General features: G+C 42.1%; 16 protein-coding genes. 10 read left to right on the forward strand and 6 right to left on the reverse strand.

Going from position 1 to position 22,019, the window contains the following annotated elements; all coding sequences use genetic code 11:
* Positions 1-489: 489 nt before the first annotated feature.
* The 9 genes from BACPLE_RS17375 (at position 490) to BACPLE_RS17415 (ending at position 15,349) form a co-directional block, all read left to right on the forward strand.
* Positions 490-3,753: a SusC/RagA family TonB-linked outer membrane protein gene (locus BACPLE_RS17375; RefSeq protein WP_007564359.1), complete on the forward strand. Its 3,264-nt coding sequence runs from the start codon at positions 490-492 to the stop codon at positions 3,751-3,753.
* A gap of 20 nt (positions 3,754-3,773) precedes the next feature.
* Positions 3,774-5,528 carry a RagB/SusD family nutrient uptake outer membrane protein gene (locus BACPLE_RS17380; protein WP_007564361.1) on the forward strand — a complete coding sequence of 585 codons (1,755 nt, stop codon included), beginning with the start codon at positions 3,774-3,776 and terminating at the stop codon, positions 5,526-5,528.
* Positions 5,529-5,548: 20 nt separating this feature from the next.
* The gene (locus BACPLE_RS17385) at positions 5,549-6,886 is read left to right on the forward strand and encodes a glycan-binding surface protein (RefSeq protein WP_040313378.1); all 1,338 of its coding nucleotides are present in this window, start codon (positions 5,549-5,551) and stop codon (positions 6,884-6,886) included.
* A 19-nt stretch (positions 6,887-6,905) separates the two neighbouring features.
* Positions 6,906-8,882, forward strand: coding sequence for an IPT/TIG domain-containing protein (locus tag BACPLE_RS17390; RefSeq protein WP_007564366.1), 1,977 nt, complete (start codon positions 6,906-6,908; stop codon positions 8,880-8,882).
* Positions 8,883-8,904: 22 nt separating this feature from the next.
* On the forward strand, positions 8,905-10,293 hold the full coding sequence (locus tag BACPLE_RS17395) for a glycosyl hydrolase (RefSeq protein WP_081458146.1): 1,389 nt from the start codon (positions 8,905-8,907) through the stop codon (positions 10,291-10,293).
* Between the two features lie 166 nt (positions 10,294-10,459).
* Positions 10,460-11,560: a glycoside hydrolase family 26 protein gene (locus BACPLE_RS17400; protein ID WP_007564370.1), complete on the forward strand. Its 1,101-nt coding sequence runs from the start codon at positions 10,460-10,462 to the stop codon at positions 11,558-11,560.
* Between the two features lie 16 nt (positions 11,561-11,576).
* Positions 11,577-12,749, forward strand: coding sequence for a glycoside hydrolase family 130 protein (locus BACPLE_RS17405; protein ID WP_007564371.1), 1,173 nt, complete (start codon positions 11,577-11,579; stop codon positions 12,747-12,749).
* Positions 12,750-12,768: 19 nt separating this feature from the next.
* Positions 12,769-14,163, forward strand: a complete 1,395-nt coding sequence (locus BACPLE_RS17410) for an MFS transporter (protein WP_007564373.1) — start codon at positions 12,769-12,771, stop codon at positions 14,161-14,163.
* Positions 14,153-15,349: an AGE family epimerase/isomerase gene (locus BACPLE_RS17415; protein ID WP_007564374.1), complete on the forward strand. Its 1,197-nt coding sequence runs from the start codon at positions 14,153-14,155 to the stop codon at positions 15,347-15,349. Before BACPLE_RS17410 ends, BACPLE_RS17415 begins: the two co-directional genes overlap by 11 nt.
* 119 nt (positions 15,350-15,468) lie before the next feature.
* Here BACPLE_RS17415 and BACPLE_RS17420 read toward each other — a convergent pair whose 3' ends face one another.
* The 5 genes from BACPLE_RS17420 to argR all read right to left on the reverse strand — a co-directional run bounded on the left by BACPLE_RS17420 (position 15,469) and on the right by argR (position 20,000).
* On the reverse strand, positions 15,469-16,593 hold the full coding sequence (locus BACPLE_RS17420; RefSeq protein WP_007564376.1) for an aspartate aminotransferase family protein: 1,125 nt from the start codon (positions 16,591-16,593) through the stop codon (positions 15,469-15,471).
* Positions 16,594-16,680: 87 nt separating this feature from the next.
* Entirely contained in the window at positions 16,681-17,649 is a 969-nt protein-coding gene (gene argC / locus BACPLE_RS17425) for an N-acetyl-gamma-glutamyl-phosphate reductase (protein WP_007564378.1), read from the reverse strand.
* Positions 17,646-18,854 (reverse strand): argininosuccinate synthase, encoded by a 1,209-nt coding sequence (locus BACPLE_RS17430; RefSeq protein ID WP_007564380.1) that lies wholly within the window; start codon positions 18,852-18,854, stop codon positions 17,646-17,648. The genes argC and BACPLE_RS17430 overlap by 4 nt, the downstream gene beginning before the upstream one ends.
* A 77-nt stretch (positions 18,855-18,931) precedes the next feature.
* Entirely contained in the window at positions 18,932-19,501 is a 570-nt protein-coding gene (locus BACPLE_RS17435) for a GNAT family N-acetyltransferase (protein ID WP_007564381.1), read from the reverse strand.
* A 16-nt stretch (positions 19,502-19,517) separates the two neighbouring features.
* Positions 19,518-20,000, reverse strand: coding sequence for an arginine repressor (gene argR, locus BACPLE_RS17440; RefSeq protein ID WP_007564383.1), 483 nt, complete (start codon positions 19,998-20,000; stop codon positions 19,518-19,520).
* A gap of 172 nt (positions 20,001-20,172) precedes the next feature.
* Between argR and BACPLE_RS17445 the strand changes: the two genes are divergently transcribed.
* Positions 20,173-20,898 carry a class I SAM-dependent methyltransferase gene (locus tag BACPLE_RS17445; RefSeq protein ID WP_007564385.1) on the forward strand — a complete coding sequence of 242 codons (726 nt, stop codon included), beginning with the start codon at positions 20,173-20,175 and terminating at the stop codon, positions 20,896-20,898.
* On the opposite strand, the gene BACPLE_RS17450 is transcribed toward BACPLE_RS17445, so the two are convergent.
* Positions 20,888-22,012, reverse strand: coding sequence for a PepSY-associated TM helix domain-containing protein (locus tag BACPLE_RS17450; protein WP_007564387.1), 1,125 nt, complete (start codon positions 22,010-22,012; stop codon positions 20,888-20,890). The genes BACPLE_RS17445 and BACPLE_RS17450 overlap by 11 nt on opposite strands.
* Between the last annotated feature and the right edge of the window lie 7 nt (positions 22,013-22,019).

Here is a 22,019-nt window from a genome sequence, read left to right on the forward strand (position 1 = left end):
GTATTGAGAAAAGAGGGCCATTTTTCTGTTTAGATGGGGAATAAATGAAACTCAATCAGTATATGATAAAATTATATCATTTTTATCAGTGCTTATCGGCTAATTTTGCAGCGTTGAAATAAATCTAATAAGTATGCAGAAACGAATTTCTTTTCTATTGCCTCGGAGTTGTGTGAATATTTTGTTTGCATGTAAGCAAATGAAGAATGATATAATAGAAGTTGAATACACACATTTCATGAAGGGACAGAATCCGGTTGATGATTGTGCAGGGTAGAAGGAAGAGAAGGAACAGTCGGTGATTTGTTTATACAAGTGATAGATAAAATTGTATCATTATTACAATGTGATTGTTTCTACCTTTGTGGTTGTAAGAAATTTGTAATATAAAGCGACTTTTAATCTGATATTATGTAGAGAGGATTCCGTTTGTTGGCTTTTCGCATATATCTATTGATGAAGAATTATTAATCATACAAGTGATACACTATGAATAAAAATGTAAAAAGATGTGCGCTGGTTGCTGGTGCATTTGCCATGGTCTCTATGGGAAATGTGTATCAGGTGCAGGCTTCTGAACTTCATGCATCGGAAGTGTTGCAGCAAGCGAAAAGGCAGATCAAAGGAAAAGTAGTTGATGCTGCCGGTGAAACTGTGATTGGAGCGAATGTTCTGGAAAAAGGAACAACTAATGGGGTAATTACGGATATTGATGGTAATTTTGTACTAAACGTTTCTTCTGGAGCTACACTGGAGATTTCTTATATAGGTTATGTTACACAAACCATAAAGGTCACAAACCAGACATCTTTACATATTGTATTGAAAGAAGATTCCGAGACTTTGGATGAAGTGGTGGTAGTGGGTTATGGAACCATGAAGAAAAGTGACTTGTCTGGTGCTTCTGTATCAGTGGGGGAAGATGCGATAAAAGGTTCTGTGATTACCAACCTGGACCAGTCTTTACAGGGACGTGCAGCGGGTGTTTCTGCCGTAAGTACTTCAGGAGCTCCGGGTTCTTCGTCTTCTATCCGTGTACGTGGACAAGCTACCATTAATTCCAATGCGGAACCTCTATATGTGATTGACGGAGTAATTGTACAGGGAGGAGGTGCTTCGGGCGCAGATTTTGGTTTGGGAGATGCTTTAGGTAATGGTTCTGTATCTACCATTTCTCCGCTTTCTACCATTAACCCTGCCGATATTGTCTCAATGGAAATTTTGAAGGATGCTTCGGCAACTGCGATTTATGGAGCGCAAGGAGCAAATGGAGTGATATTGATTACGACTAAACGAGGTAAGGCTGGTGAGGCTAAATTTACGTATGATGGCATGCTGGCTGTACAGAGACAGACCAAACGGCTGGATATGATGAACTTGCGTGAGTTCGCTAATTATTACAATGAATTTGTGCAAGTGGGCGAATTGGATGTGAACGGGTATTATGCCGATCCTTCCATCTTGGGTAAAGGAACGAACTGGCAGGATGCGGTTTTCCAGACTGCATTGCAACACCAGCATCAGGTTTCTGCTGAAGGAGGTACGGAAAAAATTAAATATTATGTTTCCGCTTCTTATATGGATCAGGATGGTACGTTAATCGGATCCAACTTTAATCGTTATTCTTTCCGTGTGAATTTGGACTCTCAGTTAAAAAGCTGGTTGAAACTGGGATTGAGTGCTACTTATTCATCTACGGATGAAGATCTGAAACTGGCAGATGGTGAACAGGGTATTATTAATTATTCATTGAAAACTGTCCCTGATATTCCTATTTATGATATTGACGGAAATTATGCAACCATTGTGCGTGAAGGTTACACGAATCCGAACCCGATAGCCATGGCTATGATGGATCAGGTGCTGCTGAACCGCCAGAAGTTGACAGGTAACATCTTCTTTGAGGTTACACCAATAAAGAATCTGGTGTGGCATGCGGAACTGGGTTATGATATTAGTGCTTCCAAAGGTGAACGTTATAAACCTATGGTGGACTTTGGTAGTTGGAAGCGCGACAGTAACTATAGTAGTATTCAGAAGAACAGCAGTACATTTTGGCAACTCAAGAATTATGTTACGTATAGCGGCATGATAGACAAGCATAATTTTACGGCCATGCTGGGCCAGGAATGTTGGGCGTCTAATTATGATAATATCAGTGTAACTAATACCAGTTTGCCTTCTGATGCCGTGCATAATCCGGCTTTAGGTACCGCTACTCCAGTAATTGGTTCTGGGTTTGGCAGTTCAGCCATGGCATCGTTCTTTACTCGTCTGACTTACAATTACGATAACCGTTATTACGGAACTTACACTTACCGTTACGATGGCTCTTCAAACTTTGGCCCGGATAACCGTTGGGCAGGCTTCCATGCACTTGCTGGTTCGTGGCGTTTTTCAAATGAAGAATTCTTTAAGCCTTTGTCTGGTGTAATTAGTAATGGTAAATTACGTTTAGGCTGGGGACAGACCGGTAATGCAAATATTGGAGGATATTTGTGGGGAACTTCTATCGTAAAAATGAGTTCAAGTCTCGGAACGGGATATCGTCCGAAAAATATTCCGAATACCAGCATCAAGTGGGAATCTCAGGAACAGTGGAATGTAGGACTGGATTTGGGATTCATTCAGGACCGTATTAATTTGGTTGTAGACTGGTATAAAAAGGTTTCAAATGACATGTTGATGGCTTTGCAGTTACCTTCTTATATGGGAACTCAGGGGAATACCAGCAGCCGTTTGGATCCTCCTTATGGTAACTATGGTAGTATTGAGAATGCCGGTGTGGAAATTTCACTCAACACGCATCCGTTAATTGGAAAGTTCCAGTGGGATTCCGATTTCCAGATTTCATTCAATAAGAATAAATTAAAGGCATTGAGTGGAACGGCCAATGCACAAATTGTTGGCTATGGACAATGGAATGACGTAGTTAGTGTGTCCAATGTAGGTGAGTCATTGTATAATTTCTATGGTTATGTATGTGATGGAGTTTATCAGGATTATGAAGACCTGCAGAAATCTCCGAAACCAGAGCAGTATCCGTCAAACGGAGTGTTTAACCGAAAGAATACAGTTTGGGTGGGTGACATCAAATATAAGGATATTAGTGGTCCGGATGGAAAACCTGATGGAGTAATTAATGAATATGATAAGACGAACTTGGGCTCTCCGATGCCGAAATTTACTTTTGGATGGACCAATACATTCCGTTACAAGGATTTTGACTTGTCGATATTTATTAATGGTTCTTATGGAAATAAGGTAATGAATTATTTGGGTATGCAGCTTACTCACATGAATTCTGCATGGGAAAATCAGTTGAACTCGGTAACGGGTCGTGCCAGACTGGAACCGATTGATCCGGATAAAGTTTATCCTGCCGGCCAGTATTGGTATGATGATGTGACTAATGTGCGTGTCTCTAATCCGGAAGCTGTTATTCCTCGTGCTTCTATTCAGGACCCGAACGACAATGACCGTATTAGCGACCGTTATGTGGAAGATGGTTCTTACATCCGTTTGAAGAATATTACACTGGGTTATACTTTCCCAAGTAAATTAATCAAGAAGTTTGGTATTAATAACTTACGACTTTATGCGAATATTCAGAACTTATTGACAATTACAGGATATGATGGTTACGATCCTGAAATCGGAGCCAGTACGCAAAGCACTAATGTGTATGGATTGGATTACGGACGTTATCCGTCGCCTACTGTCTATTCATTCGGACTGAATGTTTCTTTTTAACCTGTTAAATTTGACTGTATATGAAAATCAAGAATATTAAATATGTGGCTTTGGCTGCGGTCTTTGGTATGGGAGCAACTTCTTGTGATGATTTTCTGGATCGACCGACTGAAGATAATTATAATCAATCTAATTTTTACCAGAATGATACCCAGTGCGTGCAGGGAGTCAATTTCTTGTATAACTCTCCATGGTATGATTTCCAGCGTGGTTTCTTTAAAGTGGGTGAAGTGATGTCTGGTAATTATTATTGGGGGAAAAGTCCTTATCTGGATTTCACAGTGAATGGAACGGATCAGGATTTGGTTAATATGTCTTATTCCTTGTGGTCTGTGATTGCCTATTGTAATACGGTGTACAAGACTCTGCAAACTGCTAACTGTTCTGAGAATGTCAGAAGACAGTGTATGGCTGAGTGTTTGTCTTGGAAAGCTATGGCTTATTTCTATCTGGCACGTACTTTCGGAGCTGTACCTATTGTACATGATAATTCCAAAGAACTGGCAGATGGAACTTATAATGACAAAAAGAAGGTCATGCTGGCTGATGTCTATGAATATATTGTCATGACATTGGAGAAAGCAATGGAATTGTTTAAAGATGAGGATGGAAATGTCATGAAAGGTGATGCCGGACGTATAGATTATTATGGAGCTGAAGGATTGCTGGCAAAGGTTTATTTGACAAAGTCAGGCGTAGGTCAAAACGGTATGCGTGATGAGGCGGCTTTGAATAAAGCTAAGGAATTGGCAGAAGATGTGATTGATAACTCTGGCCGCAAACTGATGGAAAACTATGCAGATATATTCCGTTTGCAGAATAATAACTGTGAAGAAAGTCTGATTGGCTGGCGTTGGGATGCGGCAAGCGGTCAGTACACGGCGCAAAATACATTACAGTCGGACTTGGCCATGGTGGGATTTGATGAATTTGGAGATAACTGGGGTGGTTATAATGGTCCTTCCATTGACCTACAGCTGGCTTTTGGAGTTACTCCGGACCAGAATCCGAAGGACCGCGACAAATCGGTTATTGATACTCGTCGTAAAGCAACCATGATGATGGCAGGCGATAAATATGAATATTTCTGGCAGGATAAAGGGGGCTTCGATTATATCAACTTCATCTACGATAAGGATGGTTATGGTAAAGGTGGTCCCGGGGAATTGCAGAGTCCGACAGGAGCCAATGAGGTGAAGCATTTGTATGGTAATGCAAACGATCACATGAAAGGTCTGGGTGTATCAGCTGCAAGTATGTCCAGTAGCTTGAGTACCCATTTACTGCGTTTGGCCGATGTATATCTGATTTATGTAGAAGCAGTAATTGGAAATCAGGGCTCAACCACGAGTGAAAAGGCCAGAGATGTATTCTGGCAAGTACGTCATCGTGCGGTAAGTGAATACAAATTGCCAGCTTCTGTTTCCTGGGAAGATGTCTGGAAGGAACGTCGTCTGGAACTGGCTTGTGAAGGAGACCGTTGGTATGATTTTGTACGTTTGTCTTATTATGATTCATCAAGAGCGATTAATGAACTTGTAAATCAGAAACGTGATGTATACGACAACTTGAATACGTTGTATAAATCCTATTATGAATCCGGACAGACGACTTGGAATGCTACTTCAGATCAGCATTATACTGATAATCCAAAGGTGCCTAATGTAACAAAAGAAAGCTTTACATTGCCGTTCCCCTCAGAGGATGTGGTATTTAATCCTAATTTGATGGAAGATCCCGTACATGTGGATGTGCGTACGGAGTATAGTTATTAATCTTTTAAATGATACATAAAATGAAAACAAGATATATCAATTGGTTCTTTGTGGCAGCATTGGCTATGATGGGTTGTTTTATGACTGCTTGTGAAGATCAGCCGGATAAATATGAAATTGCAGACGGAGTTCCTACTTTGAAATATGTGCGCTCTCCATTGCCGGAAGAAGCAGACTCATTACTTGTAGGAGCCTATCTGGGAAATACGGTTTGTTTGGTGGGAGATAACTTGCGTAGTATCTATGAACTTTATTTCAATGATCAGAAAGCTACCTTGAATACAAGTTATATGACAGACCATACTGTTTTGGTGGATATTCCTAAGAACATACCAGAAGAAGTGACCAATAAAATCTATATGGTTACCAAGTCTGGGGCTAAAGTGGATTTTGATTTTAATGTGATGGTTCCTGCTCCGGTGGTTAGTTCTATGAGTTGTGAATATGCTTCAGCTGGAAGTGAAGCCGTATTGTATGGTGATTATTTTGTAGATGATCCGAATGTCCCTTTGACTATTTCCATGCCTGGAGATATTACTGTAGAAGGAGAGCAGATTACAAGTATCACGAAAACGGCAGTCAAATTTATAGTACCTGAGGGGGCGGTGCAAGGAAATATCCGTGTGAAGTCAATTTACGGAACCGGACAATCAGTTTTCCAGTACAAAGATACACGTAATATTCTGTTTGACTGGGATGGAAAATATGAAGGTGCTTTGGCTGCAGGAAATTCTTGGAATGGCGACAATGAAAAGAAAGGACAGATTCTTCCTTCTGTTCCTCCTGTGGATGGAAAGTATATGGTGATGGGGCCTGCCACCCTTTCTGGTGGACAATGGCAAACTCCAGGAGAGTATCTGATGATGTATTGGCCCGATCCGAATGCGACAGAAGGTTGTGTACCTCTTTATAACTTACCTCAGTTTAAGGAAATGCTGGAAGATTATAAAATTGAGGAATTAGCATTGAAATTTGAAGTATATGTTCCGACTTCTAATCCATGGATGGCTGAAGGCATGCAAATTCGATTCACCTCATTGGATGAAGTTTCTATGAGTAACCAGACACAGGATTACATCTGGAATGATGATGAAAGTCATGAAGAAGGAAAGGCTCCTCGTGGTGTTTGGGTTCCTTGGGAAGAAACTGGTTCATACGATACAAATAATCAATGGGTTACGGTTACACTCAAAATGTCCGAATTTAATAAATTAGTTTCTGGACTAGCCAGTGATACAGAATTTACTCAGGACAGATTCGCTGGTTTAAGCATTTTCCTGCGTGGAGGTGGAGTTGACGGTAAAGAATGTGAACCAATTATTTGCATGGATAATATTCGGGTGGTTCCAGTAGAATAATATTTAAAGGCGTAGACGTATGAATAAAATATATAACTTTTCAGCATGGTGGATGCTTTGTTTCATTCTGTTGAGTTCCTTGACATTCACCGCTTGTGATACCAACGATGTGGATACCAATCAGTATAAAGGAGGTATCAGTTTGAATGTATTTGGACCGAGTCCGGTTGCACGTGGAGGTATTCTCCGTTTTCTAGGTTGTGGACTGGATCAAGTTACAGCTGTACAAATTCCCGGATGTGATGATATTACAGATATAGAAGTTGTTAGTTCAGAAGAAATTCGGATAACTGTTCCTCAAACAGCTGAACCGGGTTATGTAACACTGGTATTTCGTAATGGAGAACATATCGTTACAAAAACTCAATTGACTTATTCTGAGCCTATTTCAATGGAAAGTTTCTCTCCTGAGAGTGTAAGACCAGGCGATGTGCTGACTATTAAAGGTGAATATCTGAATTTGATACATCAGGTAATTTTTGCAGATAATGTGATTGTGTCTGATGAAACGACAGGACAGGAGAGTGTGGAAGGGGAGAATGTATTTTTAAAGCATACCCGGAATGAGATTCAGGTGCTTGTACCTGCAGAAGCACAAAGCGGAAAGATTATTCTTTCTGATGGAGCAGAGTTCCCTAACTGGATCTATTCAGAACTTGAATTGCAAGTTGTAATACCCTCTGTGAGTGAAGTGATTGATTTATCTGAGAAAAAACCTGGAGATAAGGTGACGGTGACAGGTGAGAATTTAGATTTAGTGAAGGAGGTACGGATGCCTAATGGAGGAGCTGCTTCATTTGTGTACTCAGAAGAAAACAAGTCGGTCACTTTCACGCTTCCTGAAGATGTGAGCAATGGAACTGTGTTTGCTGTTACGGCTTCTGGTGTAGAAGTTGCTGTAGCTGAAATAAAGGTAGCTGTTCCAGAGAACGTAGTCGTTACATCGGCTGATGGTATTCGTGCTGCACAATTACTGGAACTGACGGGTAAAAATATGGAATTAATAACCTCTGTGTTATTTCCGGGAGTTACAGAAGAAACTATACCTTCTTCTTCTACTTCTACAAAGGTGACAGTTGTGGTTCCGGAAGGAACTGTCAGCGGTAATTTAACATTGAATACAGGAAGTGGAGCGACTGTTAGCATAGCAATTGAGACTGCAAAACCTTCTAATTTATCGTGTGTGGGTGAAGTGAAAGCTGGTGAACAAGCTACAATTACGGGAGATAACCTGGATTTGGTATCAGGCGTGGTGTTTACAGGTAATTTGGAAGGAGAGATTATTTCGCAATCTTCTAATCAACTGATTGTATCTGTACCGGCTTTAGCTCAAAGTGGCAATGTTATTTTAAAGATGTCTAATGGAGAACAGGTATCTGATCTGAATCTGACTGTTACTGCACCATCTGGTTGTTATGTAATAAGTGGGTTGGAAGGTGAATATCATGCTGGAGAAATTATGACGGTGGAGGTTGCAAATGGGGCTAAACTGACTGCTGTCAACATTAATGGAACTCCAGTGCAGTATATTCTTACAGGAAATCAATTAATGATTCAGATACCGAATACTGCTGGCTCAAACTCTTCTTTGGAATTGACTTCTGGCGATAAGACAATTGAATATATCATTTCGTTTGTACCTGCAGTACGTCCTGAAACTGTGATTTGGGAAGGTTCGTTTGCAATTACAAATTGGAACGGCAATCAGGATCTTGGATGGAATGGCTATGATTGGGGTTCTGTGCAGCCTGGTACAATTATAACTGTTTATTATACTTTAGATACTGCTGTTACCGACTGGCAGATTCGCTTAGGTGGATGTGGCATTGGCTGGGCTGAATTGCCTACAATTCCAGCTACAGGTTTAGCTGCAGGTTCTACTAGTTTTTCTGCGACATTAACGGCAGAAGATTTAGAGGTCTTATCAAAGGATAACAATAGTGGTTTAGTAGTGACCGGTTGTAACTTTACAATGACCAAAATAACTTTAAAATAAAGATTTTTAAATGAATATGCGTATGAAAACAAATATAATGAAATGGATGTGTCTACTGGCAGCTCCTGTTGCTTTGATTGCCTGCAACACCGAGGTGGAACATGATGTCCCAGCTGTAGATGCTCCGGTACTGGTTTATTCTTCTTTGGCAGATGGAGCTTCTGTGAAAGCCGGCGATTTTACATTGAAAATAGCTTATGATAAGAATGTATTCTTTTCTACAGCTGATACGACTCAAATCACAGTGACTAACGACGGGCATATTCGTAATGGGATTGTCTATGGTAAAAATGATACATTGACGTTAACAGTGAGTGCACCTTCAAGAGCTACAGACTATACGATAACTATTCCGGAAGGGCTGGTGACAGGTCCTAACCAAATGCCTGCTCCTGCATTTTCTTTGAATTTCAGTACGCTGGATTTACATTCTAATTTAGTTATGGCCACATCACCGGAAGCAGAAAAATTGTATAAGTTCCTGATAGAAAACTATGGGAAGAAAACAATTTCCGGTATAATGGCGAATGTAGCATGGAATACGGATGAGGCTGAGCAAGTCAATACATGGACAGGACATTACCCGGCTTTGAATACGTTTGATTATATGCATATTCGGTATTCAGGAGAAAACTGGATTGACTATTCTGATATTTCTCCGGTGACAAATTGGGCAAACGCAGGAGGTATCGTATCTTGCATGTGGCATTGGAATGTTCCTAAAAATACAGATAGTAATATTGATGATTATACGGCTACATTGTCGGAAACTGTGTTTAATGCTCAAAAAGCTACAGAAGAAGGGACATGGGAGAATAGTATTGTAAAAGCGGATTTGGAGAAAGTTGCCAACATGTTGAAAAAACTGAAGGAAGCGAAGGTTCCTGTGCTGTGGCGTCCGTTACACGAAGCGGCCGGTCAGTTCTTCTGGTGGGGAAAAGATGCGGAGAGTTTTAAGGCTCTTTGGAAAATGATGTTCACCTATTTTAAAGAACAAGGTCTGGACAATTTGATTTGGATATGGACTTCTGAAAATAAGGATGATGCAAACTGGTATCCTGGTGACGAATATGTGGATATTATCGGTCGCGACTTGTATGGAAAGACTGCGGAAGAATGTGCGGAAGAATTTAAGGCGTTGACAGCATTGTATGGTGATCGGATGATTGCTTTGACAGAGTGCGGATATTATGCAGATTCTAATGATGCAAGTAAAAATGCACCTATTGGAAATATAGAAGCACAGTGGAACAATGGAGCTGCATGGTCGTGGTTTATGCCATGGTATGGCAATGCGGGTGAAGGAACTGAAGCAAGACCTCATGCCGATAAGGCTTGGTGGAAAGCTGCATTCCAGTCAGAGAATGTATTGGATCGTGAAGCGGTGAAGGAAGCGGTGAGCAGATTATGAGATAATGATTGATAAAGCTCTGTATGAAAAAGATTTGACTTTCTGCATACAGAGTTTTCCAATTTCTTTGAATAAATATTTTACTATCTGCTTTTGCTAAAATTGTATCAGAAAGGATGGAAGGTAAACCCTACCTTTGTGCTATGTAATTTTAAAGCTGATTCTTATGAAAAATTCTTCAAAACTAATTTTAGGAATAACGATGTGTTTATCTGTTGCTTGTGCGAGTGGTAATAAAACAACTGTTGAGACTGATAGTCCGGAAGCTCAGGTGATGTTAGATAAATTGAAAGCTATACCGCAGCAAAGACAATTCATGTTTGGTCATCATGATGATCCGGTGTACGGCATTGGTTGGGATGGCGATTCTGCGCGCAGCGATGTGAAAAGTGTGTGTGGTGACTATCCAGCCATGATGTCTTTTGATTTGGGACGTATTGAAATTTATGGGGATAAGAACCTGGATAATGTATCTCTAGACCGTATCCGGCAAGAAGTTGTGGCGCAATATGAACGCGGAGGAATGTCGTCTTTCAGCTGGCACGTGGATAATCCGGTAACAGGAAAAGATTCATGGGATGTGAGTGATTCAACGGTTGTGAAATCTGTACTGCCTGGAGGAGTGAATCATGACAAGTTTATGGGTTGGCTGGATAAAGTGGCCGATTATCTGAACTCAATACAAACTCCGGAAGGAGTAAAGGTACCAGTCCTTTTCCGTCCGTGGCATGAGCATACGGGCAGCTGGTTCTGGTGGGGACAAAATCTTTGCTCTACGGAAGATTATAAAGCACTTTGGCGGATGACGTACGAACGCATGCAGGAAAAGGGAGCTACCCAGCTGTTGTATGCTTATTCTCCGGGTACGGAGCCTAAAGATTCTGTGGAGTATCTGGAGCGTTATCCGGGTGATGATATTATCGACTTAATAGGAGTAGATGCATATCAATTTGATAAAGATACTTATGTAAAGAGTTTAGATAATGCACTTACTATTATGTCGCAGGTAAGTAAAGCACATAAAAAGGTGATGGCTGTAACCGAAACGGGTTATGAAACAATTCCTGATTCGGTATGGTGGACACAAACCTTGATGCCGGTAATAGAGAAGTATCCGATAAGTTATGTGCTGGTATGGAGAAATGCACGTGAAAGAGAAAATCATTATTATGCGCCTTATCCGGGACATCCGTCGGCAGATGATTTTCTGAACTTCTATAATGATTCATGCACGTTGTTTGCAGGAGATATGAAAAATATAAAATGAAAAATATAAGATAGATATGATTACCTTTGAAGAAAAAGTCAAGAATTTATTTGCTCAGCATGAAGAGTTGATTACTCGGAAAAATGAGCCTGTTGAAACCACCAATGGTGTGTACACTCGTTATAAATATCCGGTAGTAACTGCAGCTCATACGCCGATTTTCTGGCGTTATGACTTGGATGAGAAAACCAATCCCTACTTGATGGAGCGTATCGGAATGAATGCAACCATGAATTCAGGAGCTATCAAGTGGAATGGAAAGTATTTATTGGTAGTACGTGTGGAAGGGGCCGATCGTAAATCGTTTTTTGCGGTGGCTGAAAGTCCGAATGGAGTAGATAATTTCCGTTTTTGGGATTATCCTATTACCATGCCTGACGATGTGATTCCGGCTACAAATATTTATGATATGCGTCTGACAGCACATGAAGACGGCTGGATTTATGGTATTTTCTGTGCAGAACGTCATGACGATAATGCACCCGCCGGTGATTTGTCTTCAGCTACAGCTACGGCAGCTATTGCCCGTACAAAAGATCTGAAAACCTGGGAACGTCTGCCGGACTTGAAGTCGAAAAGCCAGCAGCGTAACGTAGTGCTGCATCCGGAGTTTGTGAATGGAAAATATGCTTTTTATACTCGTCCGCAAGATGGATTCATTGATGCTGGAAGTGGTGGAGGTATCGGCTGGGCTTTGGTAGACGATATTACGCATGCGGAAGTGACCGAAGAAAAGATTATCGACTGCCGCTATTATCATACGATTAAAGAAGTGAAGAACGGTGAAGGTCCTCATCCTATCAAGACTCCCAAAGGATGGTTACACCTGGCACATGGTGTGCGTGGTTGTGCGGCCGGCTTGCGCTATGTGCTTTACATGTATATGACTTCATTGGAAGACCCCAGTAAGTTGATTGCTGCTCCGGGTGGTTATTTCATGGCTCCGGAAGGGGAGGAACGTGTTGGGGACGTATCGAATGTGCTGTTTACCAATGGCTGGATTGCAGATGAAGATGGAAAGGTGTTCATTTATTATGCTTCCTCCGATACACGTATGCATGTGGCCGTTTCTACAATTGATAAGTTGGTAGATTATTGTATGAATACGCCACAGGATGGCTTGACTACTACAGCTTCGGTAGAAACACTGAAACAATTGATTGATAAGAACCTGAAATTGATGAAATAATAAAAAAGTAAGTACTGCTATGATAAAACTCACGGAAAAGATTGGCTACGGATTTGGGGATATGGCTTCCTCCATGTTCTGGAAGCTGTTTGGAGCCTATTTGATGATATTCTATACGGATGTGTTCGGACTACCGGCGGCAATGGTGGGTACCATGTTTTTGGTGACACGTATCTGGGATTCAGTGTTCGACCCGATTGTGGGGGTAATTGCCGACCGTACTTCTAGTCGATGGGGGAAGTTTCGTCCGTATCTGCTATATCTTGCAGTTCCGTTTGGTTTGATAGGGGTACTTACTTTTTATACACCTCCTTTCGGTGATGCAGGGAAATTGGTGTATGCGTATATCACTTATTCGTTGATGATGATGGTATATTCTGGCATTAACGTACCTTATGCTTCATTATTGGGAGTGATGAGTCCTAACCCATCGGAGCGGAATACGTTGTCTACCTATCGTATGATGTTTGCTTACTTGGGTAGTTTTATTGCTCTGTTGTTGTTCATGCCAATGGTGAACTGGTTTAGCGGGCATAGCAAGGAGTTGAGTGACCAGCAGTTTGGCTGGTTCATGGCCGTGGTGGTAATTGGAGTGATGTGTGCCCTGCTGTTTTTAGGTTGCTTTGCCTGGACAAGAGAACGAGTAAAGCCGATTAATGAGAAGAAAACTTCTTTGAAGGAGGATATTAGGGATTTGTTTCATAATAAGCCTTGGTGGATTTTGTTTGGAGCTGGAGTAGCGACATTGGTATTTAATTCTATTCGTGACGGAGCAGCGGTGTATTACTTCAAGTATTTTATTGTAGAAGATGAATATCGTACTGTTTCACTGATGGGGGTGTCTTTTGTGTTGAGCGGTTTGTATCTTTCTGTGGGGCAGATTGCGAATATTGTAGGTGTAGTCCTGGCAGCTCCTATGAGTAATAAGATTGGAAAGAAAAAGACTTTTGCACTTTCCATGCTGATTGCTTCGATTTTGAGTGTGATATTTTTCTGGTTTGACAAGGAGGATTTGACATTGATTTTTGTATTTCAATGCTTGATAAGTGTATGTGCCGGTAGTATTTTCCCGTTGCTTTGGTCAATGTATGCCGATTGTGCCGATTTTTCCGAACTGAAAACGGGAAACCGTGCTACGGGATTGATATTTAGTGCTTCATCCATGAGCCAGAAGTTTGGATGGGCCATTGGTACAGCGGTGACCGGATGGTTGTTGTCTTTCTTCGGTTTTCAAGCTAATGCCGTACAGAGTGAAGAAACCATCCATGGCATCAAAATGTTCCTAAGTTTACTTCCGGCAGCAGCTGCATTTATTTCGATAGTTTTTATTGTCTTCTATCCGTTAGGAGAACAGAAGATGAAAGGTATAATGGAACAGTTAAACTTAAAGAGAGAATCAAAAGATGAAGAATGAGAAGATAAATAAGCTCTGCACGGAGGTGAAGGCAGAACTGGAACAGAATATACTTCCGTTTTGGATGAAAAAGATGACCGACTGTGAACATGGTGGATTTTATGGTCGTATTACCGGAGAGGATGTATTGGATACGTCTGCATCAAAGGGAGCTATCCTGAATGCACGTATCTTGTGGACTTTCTCAGCTGCATACCGTCTGCTTCATAAAGAGGAGTATCTGGAAACGGCTACACGTGCCAAACGTTATTTGATTGATTATTTCTATGACACGGAGTATGGAGGTATTTATTGGGAACTGGATTGTGAAGGGAATCCACTTGATACCAAGAAGCAGATTTATGCCATTGGCTTTGCCATTTACGGGTTGAGTGAGTACGCACGTGCGACGGGAGATGCGGAAGCCTTGGATTATGCTTGCCGGTTGTTTGAGGTAATTGAAAAATATAGTTTTGATGCGGAAAAGAATGGCTACCTGGAAGCTTTGACGCGCGACTGGCGTCCGATAGAAGATATGCGTTTGAGTGATAAGGACGAGAATGAGAAGAAGACAATGAATACACACTTGCATATTCTGGAGCCTTATACAAATCTTTATCGTGTATGGAAAGATGAACGTCTGAAGAAGCAGATTGTCAATCTGGTCAATTTATTTTTAGAGAAGATATTGGATGCCGAAACGTATCACCTGAATCTGTTCTTTGAAGATGACTGGACCAATAAGTATCAGATAATATCCTACGGACATGATATTGAAGCTTCGTGGTTGATACATGAGGCGGCACTGGTGGTAGGTGAACAGGATTTGTTGAAAAAAGTGGAACCGGCTATTGTGAAAATTGCTGAGGCGGCAGATGAGGGGCTGAATCCGGATGGCAGTATGATTTACGAGAATTTTGTCAGCAAAGGAAAAATTGACCGTGAGCTGCACTGGTGGGTTCAAGCTGAAAATGTGGTAGGGCATGTGAATCTTTTTCAGTATTTTGGCGATGAAGAAGCATTGCAAATCGCGTTGCGATGCTGGAACTTTATTCAAACGAAATTAGTGGATAAGGTGCATGGTGAATGGCATTGGAGTTTGTATGCGGATGGTACCATCAATATGAAGGATGATAAGGCTGGCTTCTGGAAATGCCCTTATCATAACGGTCGTATGTGTATGGAGATTCTGGAACGTTTCTCCTGAACCGGAAAAATAAAATCTCCTTTAATGGAGAAAACTTATGGGTAATAAGAAGGATAACAAAAAACGCCTTGATGTAGAAATGCATCAAGGCGTAAATGTAAAAACGTGATACGTTTTTATTATTTGATAAGCCTATGTAAGCGAGTCAGGAATTCATCTGCGTCGTTCATGCTCAGGCAGAGCGGCGGAAGCAAACGGATGACGTTGGTGCCGCTGACTCCGGTAAATACTTTTTCTTCGAAAAGTAGTTTCTGGCGGAGTTCTTTGATGGGTTCTTCAAATTCCATTCCAATCATCAAGCCGCGACCGCGTACTTCTTTGATACCTTTGAAGCCTTTCAATTCTTCCAATAAGTGAGCACCTACTTTTGCGGCATTTTCAACCAGATTTTCTTCTTTCATCACATCAAGTACAGCGATAGCTGCCGCACATGCCAAATGGTTTCCACCGAAAGTGGTTCCTAACTGACCATATACCGGAGTGAACTTCGGACTAATCAGTACACCGGCCATCGGGAATCCGTTGCCAATGCCTTTAGCTACGGTAATCATGTCAGGGCGTACCTCATTGTATTGGTGAGCAAAGAATTTACCGCTTCTTCCGTAACCCGACTGGATTTCATCCAGAATCATGACGGTATTGGTTTCGTCACACGCCTGGCGAATGGCTCTCATGAACTCTGTAGTAGGGAGCTGAATTCCTCCTACGCCCTGGATGCCTTCAATGATGACTGCACATACATCGCCTTTGGCCAGTTCGGCTTTCAGCGCTTCTGTGTCGTTTAGTGGCAGGTATGTCACGTGTCCGTTGTCATTGATCGGAGCAATGATTTTTGGATTGTTAGTTACTTCTACTGCCAGTGAAGTACGTCCGTGGAAAGCTTTGGCGAAAGAAATCACACGTGTACGTCCGTTATAGAAAGATGCCAGTTTCAATGCATTTTCATTGGCTTCTGCTCCAGAGTTGATTAAGAAAAGCTGATAGTCATCATAACCGCTGATGGCTCCCAGACGGTCGGCTACTTCCTGCTGTAATTTGTTGATTACAGAGTTGGAATAGAATCCCAATGTAGCTACTTGTTTGCTGATGGTTTCCACATAATGGGGATGTGCGTGACCGATGGAGATAACGGCATGTCCTCCATAGAGGTCAAGGTATTCCTGACCTTTGTCGTCCCATACGTGGCAGCCTTTCCCTTTTACGATGTTTACATCGAACAAAGGATATACGTCGAATAACTTCATATAATTAAGAATTAAGAATGAATAATTAAAAGCAGCAATCAAGGAGTCCTGCCTGGTTATTCATTTTCATTATTCATTATTCATTAATTAAAATGCGCTCGGTTTCAGTTTCAGTCCTACTGTTTCTTCCAGATTGAACATCAGGTTCATATTGTGTACAGCCTGACCGCTGGCTCCTTTCAGCAGATTATCAATGCAAGAAATGATAAGCAGCTTGTCGCCATGTTTCTCCAGATGAATCAAGCATTTGTTGGTGTTGACTACCTGCTTCAGGTCGATATTCTTGTCCACGATGTGGGTGAAAGAATCTTCTGCATAGTACTCTTCGTACATTTTCACAATCTCTTCCAACTCTACCTTGGTCTTTACTACGATAGTGGCAAAAATACCACGGGCAAAGTCACCTCGGTAAGGAATGAAATCGATTTCTGAATGGAAACTGTTCTGCAGCTGTTTCAGTGACTGTTTGATTTCTGGCACATGCTGGTGTGAGAACGGTTTATAGATGCTGAGGTTGTTATTGCGCCAGCTGAAATGACTCGTAGCACCTGGTTTTACACCTGCTCCGGTACTTCCGGTAATGGCGTTTACCATCACGTCGTCGTTCAACAGCAAATGCTTGGCCAATGGCAGAAGTCCGAGCTGGATACATGTAGCAAAGCATCCCGGGTTAGCCACGTGTTTGCTTTGGCAGATAGTGCGGCGATTCAGTTCTGGCAGACCATATACAAAGTCATGGTCGTCCGATTTGATGCGGTAGTCCATGGACAGGTCGATGATTTTCAAATCTTCCGGTACATTGTGACTTTCCATGAATTTCTTTGTATCGCCATGAGCTGTACAGAAGAACAATACATCGATGGTATCGAGCGGAAGCTCATCTGTAAACACTAAATCGGTTTCTCCATACAGGCCTTCGTGTACGTCAGTAATCTTGTTACCCGCATTGCTGGAGCTGTTGATAAATGCAATCTCTACATCCGGATGATTAAGCAGCAGGCGAATCAGTTCGCCTGCCGTATATCCTGCGCCTCCTATAATTCCTGCTTTTATCATACGTCAGCTTCGTCTTTATGGTTTGCATAATAGGCACGAAGCGGAGTAGACAACACCTTGATGAACCCTTTAGCGTCTTCTGCAGTCCATCCTTTCTGCATTTCTCCGTACTCGCCGAACTTGTTCTTCACAAGGTCATCTTTCGATTCAACTCCTACAGTAGAGAATCCGTATGGGCGAAGTTCCAGAATAGCTGTACCATTGACGTTACGCTGTGATTCGGTCAGCATGGCTTCGATGTCGCGCATTACCGGTTCCAGGTACTGGCTTTCGTGAAGGAACATTCCGTACCAGTTGGCTACCTGGTCTTTCCAGTATTGCTGCCATTTACTCAGGGTATATTTTTCCAGGAAGCGGTGAGCACCGATAATCAGCATCGGAGCAGCAGCTTCGAATCCTACACGGCCTTTGATACCGATAATCGTATCACCCACATGCATATCACGACCGATACCGTAGGCTGCACCAATCTCTTCTACTTTCTGGATGGCCTTAATTTTGTCGTCGAACACTTCACCGTTTACAGCATACAACTCACCTTTCTTGAATTCCAGTTTCAGTTGTTCGCTGCCTGTTTTGGTTACCTGTTTCAGGTAAGCGCTTTCCGGCAATCCCTGTGCAGAATCCAGAATTTCACCACCGCAGATAGAAGTTCCCCAAATACCTACGTTGTATGAGTATTTCAGTTTAGTGAAATCTGCTTCAAAACCATTTTCCTTCAGGTAATTGATTTCATATTCACGGCTCAATGCCATGTCACGTGTCAGGGTAATGATTTCCACTCCCGGAGCCATTACCAGGAAAGTCATGTCAAAACGCACCTGGTCGTTGCCGGCACCAGTAGAACCGTGAGCAATGGCATGAGCTCCGATTTCGTTGGCATAACGGGCAATGGCCAATGCCTGAAAGATACGTTCAGAACTTACAGAAATAGGGTAAGTACCGTTACGCAGTACGTTTCCGAATACCATGTATTTCAGGCTCTTTTCGTAGTATTCCTGTGTTACGTCAAGAGTCACATATTTCACAGCTCCCAGTTTATACGCATTTTCTTCGTTCTTTTTTAACTGTTCCGGGCTGAAACCACCGGTATTGGCACATGCTGCATATACTTCATATCCTTTTTCCTTTGCCAGATACATTACGGTAAAGGATGTGTCCAATCCGCCGCTGAAAGCAACGACAACTTTTTTCTTTTCTTCCATGGTGCTTATCTTTATATCGTGAAGCTTTTCGCCTGTATGAGTTCAGGAGAAAACCTCGCTTGAGATTATTTTTGTATTTAGAAATTGTTTATTTTATCATCTGTGTGCAAAGCCGGATCGTAAAGCATGGCTGTACAGATACAGAATTTACGGTTTTTCGCCATCAGGATTTCGTGGTTGATACATCCTTCACATCCTTTCCAGAATGAGTCATCGTCGGTCAACTCGTTGAAAGTGACAGGTACATATCCCAGTTCCGTATTCATTTTCATGACCGCAGCTCCTGAAGTCAAACTGAAGATTTTGGCTTTCGGCCATCGCAGACGAGCCAAAGTAAAAGAGGCATGCTTGATACGCTTAGCCAGTCCGCATCCTCTGTATTTCGGATGAACAATCAGTCCGGAAGTAGCTACGTACTGCTTGTTTCCCCATGATTCGATGTAAGTAAATCCGGCAAAATCATCTCCGCACAGTGCGATGATGGCTTTTCCTTCTTTCATCTTGGTAGCTACGTATTCGTGTGTACGTTCGGCAATACCCGTACCGCGAACTTTGGCTGCTTCTCTAATCGTGTCCAATATTGTGTCAACATAAACCTCGTGTGAGGCGTCGGCTACCATTACATCAATTTGTTTAGTAGATTCCATTTTTTGTTCTTATCAGTTAGAGTTGGTTTATATTCGGGATAATGTTGGCAAGTGCATGCTTGACTTCTGTTCGTGTGCAATTTTCGCGGATCACCAGCATGATGGTGTCGTCGCCGGCAATGGTACCGATGATTTCATGAAAATTGTGCATATCAATGTCGTATGCCAGGCTGCTGGCATATCCCGGACGAGTCTTGATTACAGCGATGTTGTGGGAGAATTCAATGGAGATAAAGCCGTTGTGACGGAGCATTTCGCTGGCTTTTTGCGGCTCTGTCATGCGCTTGTACATGGTATTGTTGGGTAGTACATATACATAGTTTCCGTTCATGCTGGCAGCTTTGGCTACCTTCAGTTGTTTCAAGTCGCGCGACAGGGTGGCTTGTGTCAATTGGAATCCTTCTTTTGTCAACTCCTGCAAGAGTTCGTCCTGACTTCCAATCTCCTTGCTGGAGATAATCATTTTGATTGAATCAAGTCTGCTATTCTTGTTCTTCATTGTATAATTATTCTTTTACGGCTGCAAAAATACGGATATATTTTGAATATCATGCATAAATTCTTACTTTTTTGTGTGTTTATTCTGAAAAATGCATGAATATAATGAATAAATAACCATTGTGAATTTTATTTTGTATTTTTGTGCACGTTAATTACAGAGACAAAGAATCATGAAGACCACATGGCTACAGGCAGAAAAGGATCCGATGGGAGCTGCCATATACGATTACTTCAAGAATGGAAAGGCTGGAAAGTTAAGAGTTTTTTCTTCGCAGTTTGAGGAAGATGAAATTCCAGTGAGTGAATTATTCCGTACGTATGAACACATGCCCTTGCTGGAACAGACTGCATTGGATATGGCTCAGGGAAAGATTTTAGATGTAGGAGCAGGCAGTGGCTGTCATTCCTTGGCTTTAAAGCAAATGGGAAAAGAGTCTGTGGCTATTGATATTTCTCCTTTGTCGGTAGAAGTTATGCAGGCGCGTGGACTGGATGCCCGTCTGGTCAATCTGTTCGACACACATTTCGTTGAACGCTTCGATACCATTCTGATGCTGATGAACGGCTCGGGAATTATCGGGCGGGTAGAGAATTTCGGTGATTTCTTTCAGCGGATGAAGTTGTTGTTGAATCCTGGTGGTTGTATCTTAATGGATTCAAGCGATTTGAGATACTTGTTTGAAGAGGAAGACGGAAGTTTTGTCGTTGATTTGGCGGGCGATTATTACGGTCAACTGGATTTCCAGATGCAATATAAACAAATAAAAGGAGAAGCATTCGACTGGTTGTATGTGGATTTCAACACACTGAGTCTGTATGCTTCTCAATATGGATTCAAAGCAGAGCTGGTGAAGGAAGGCAGTCATTATGACTATTTGGCCAAACTTACCTTGTAGCTTTTTGTTTCTTCTTCAACCATAAATAATACCCGCTGAGTGGAAGTACGCCTCCGATAAAAGCAGCTAGGAAATAGAGTACCTTTGTATAGATACCTCCCCAGCTTCCGGTGTGGAAGGCATAGAACCAGCCTTTCAGTTTCTGTGCGCGAGGCACTTCCGCATAGGTTGTGGTTTCTGTAATCTCTCCGCTTTTCGGGTTGAATTTCAGAGTATCCGTACGGCGTAATTGCTGTCCTTGGATAACTTGTATCTTTTTCTCTTCTATACGGAGCGAAGTGTAGCCGCTGTATTTTGCCTGTACTTCCTGGATTGCTTTGTCCCAAGCCGTATAATCGGTTTGTTTCTTACCTCCTTTCTTGGCACGTGCATCGTTTTCTTTTTGTGGGAGAGAAGTCCCGTGAGTTTGGGCCTGCTTCGAAGTGTTTCCTCCAAAAAGCCCGTAAGCAAACGAGCGATACCAGCCAAACGACCAAGTGAGCCCGGTAAGTGCCATAATCAGCAGGAAGAGGGTAGAATAAAAGCCCAAAGCTACATGGCTGTCATACCAGAAACGGCGCCATCCTTTGCGGCATGAAACCTTCAGCCGGTTATTTAACGCTTTTCGAGTTCGGGGCCACCAGATAACAAGGCCACTGACAAGAATCATGACCATCAGCAGGGTGGAGATGCCGACTATCATTTTCCCTACAGAGGAAGCTCCTTTCTGCGGTGGAGGGTTCAGCAGCCAGCGATGCAGTTTCCGCATGGTTTGAAAAAAAGCGTTTCCTTCTATCCATCCGTTCACCTCTCCCGTGTACGGATTCACACTCAGACTTTTTCTGCCTGCGTTTTTGAAAGTTACCGTAGCTGCCTCATCGACTTTTCCCGAATATTGCAGTGAGGTTAGCTTGAGTGAATCGGCGGTCTGCTCCTTTATGCGTGCAATCAGTTGTGAAGGTGGAAGAGCGGCAGCGTTCCCTTCCGGAACGCTTACCTTATATAAATGGGGCTTACATGCCTGAGTGATTTCCTTTTCGAATACCAGTGTAGCTCCCGAGAAACAAATAATGGAAAGAATAATTCCTACTGGGATAGAAAGCCAGAGGTGTATTTTCCCGAATAATTTTCTCATTTCTAAA

Origin of the sequence: Phocaeicola plebeius DSM 17135 (assembly GCF_000187895.1) — a bacterium.
Taxonomy (GTDB): domain Bacteria; phylum Bacteroidota; class Bacteroidia; order Bacteroidales; family Bacteroidaceae; genus Phocaeicola; species Phocaeicola plebeius.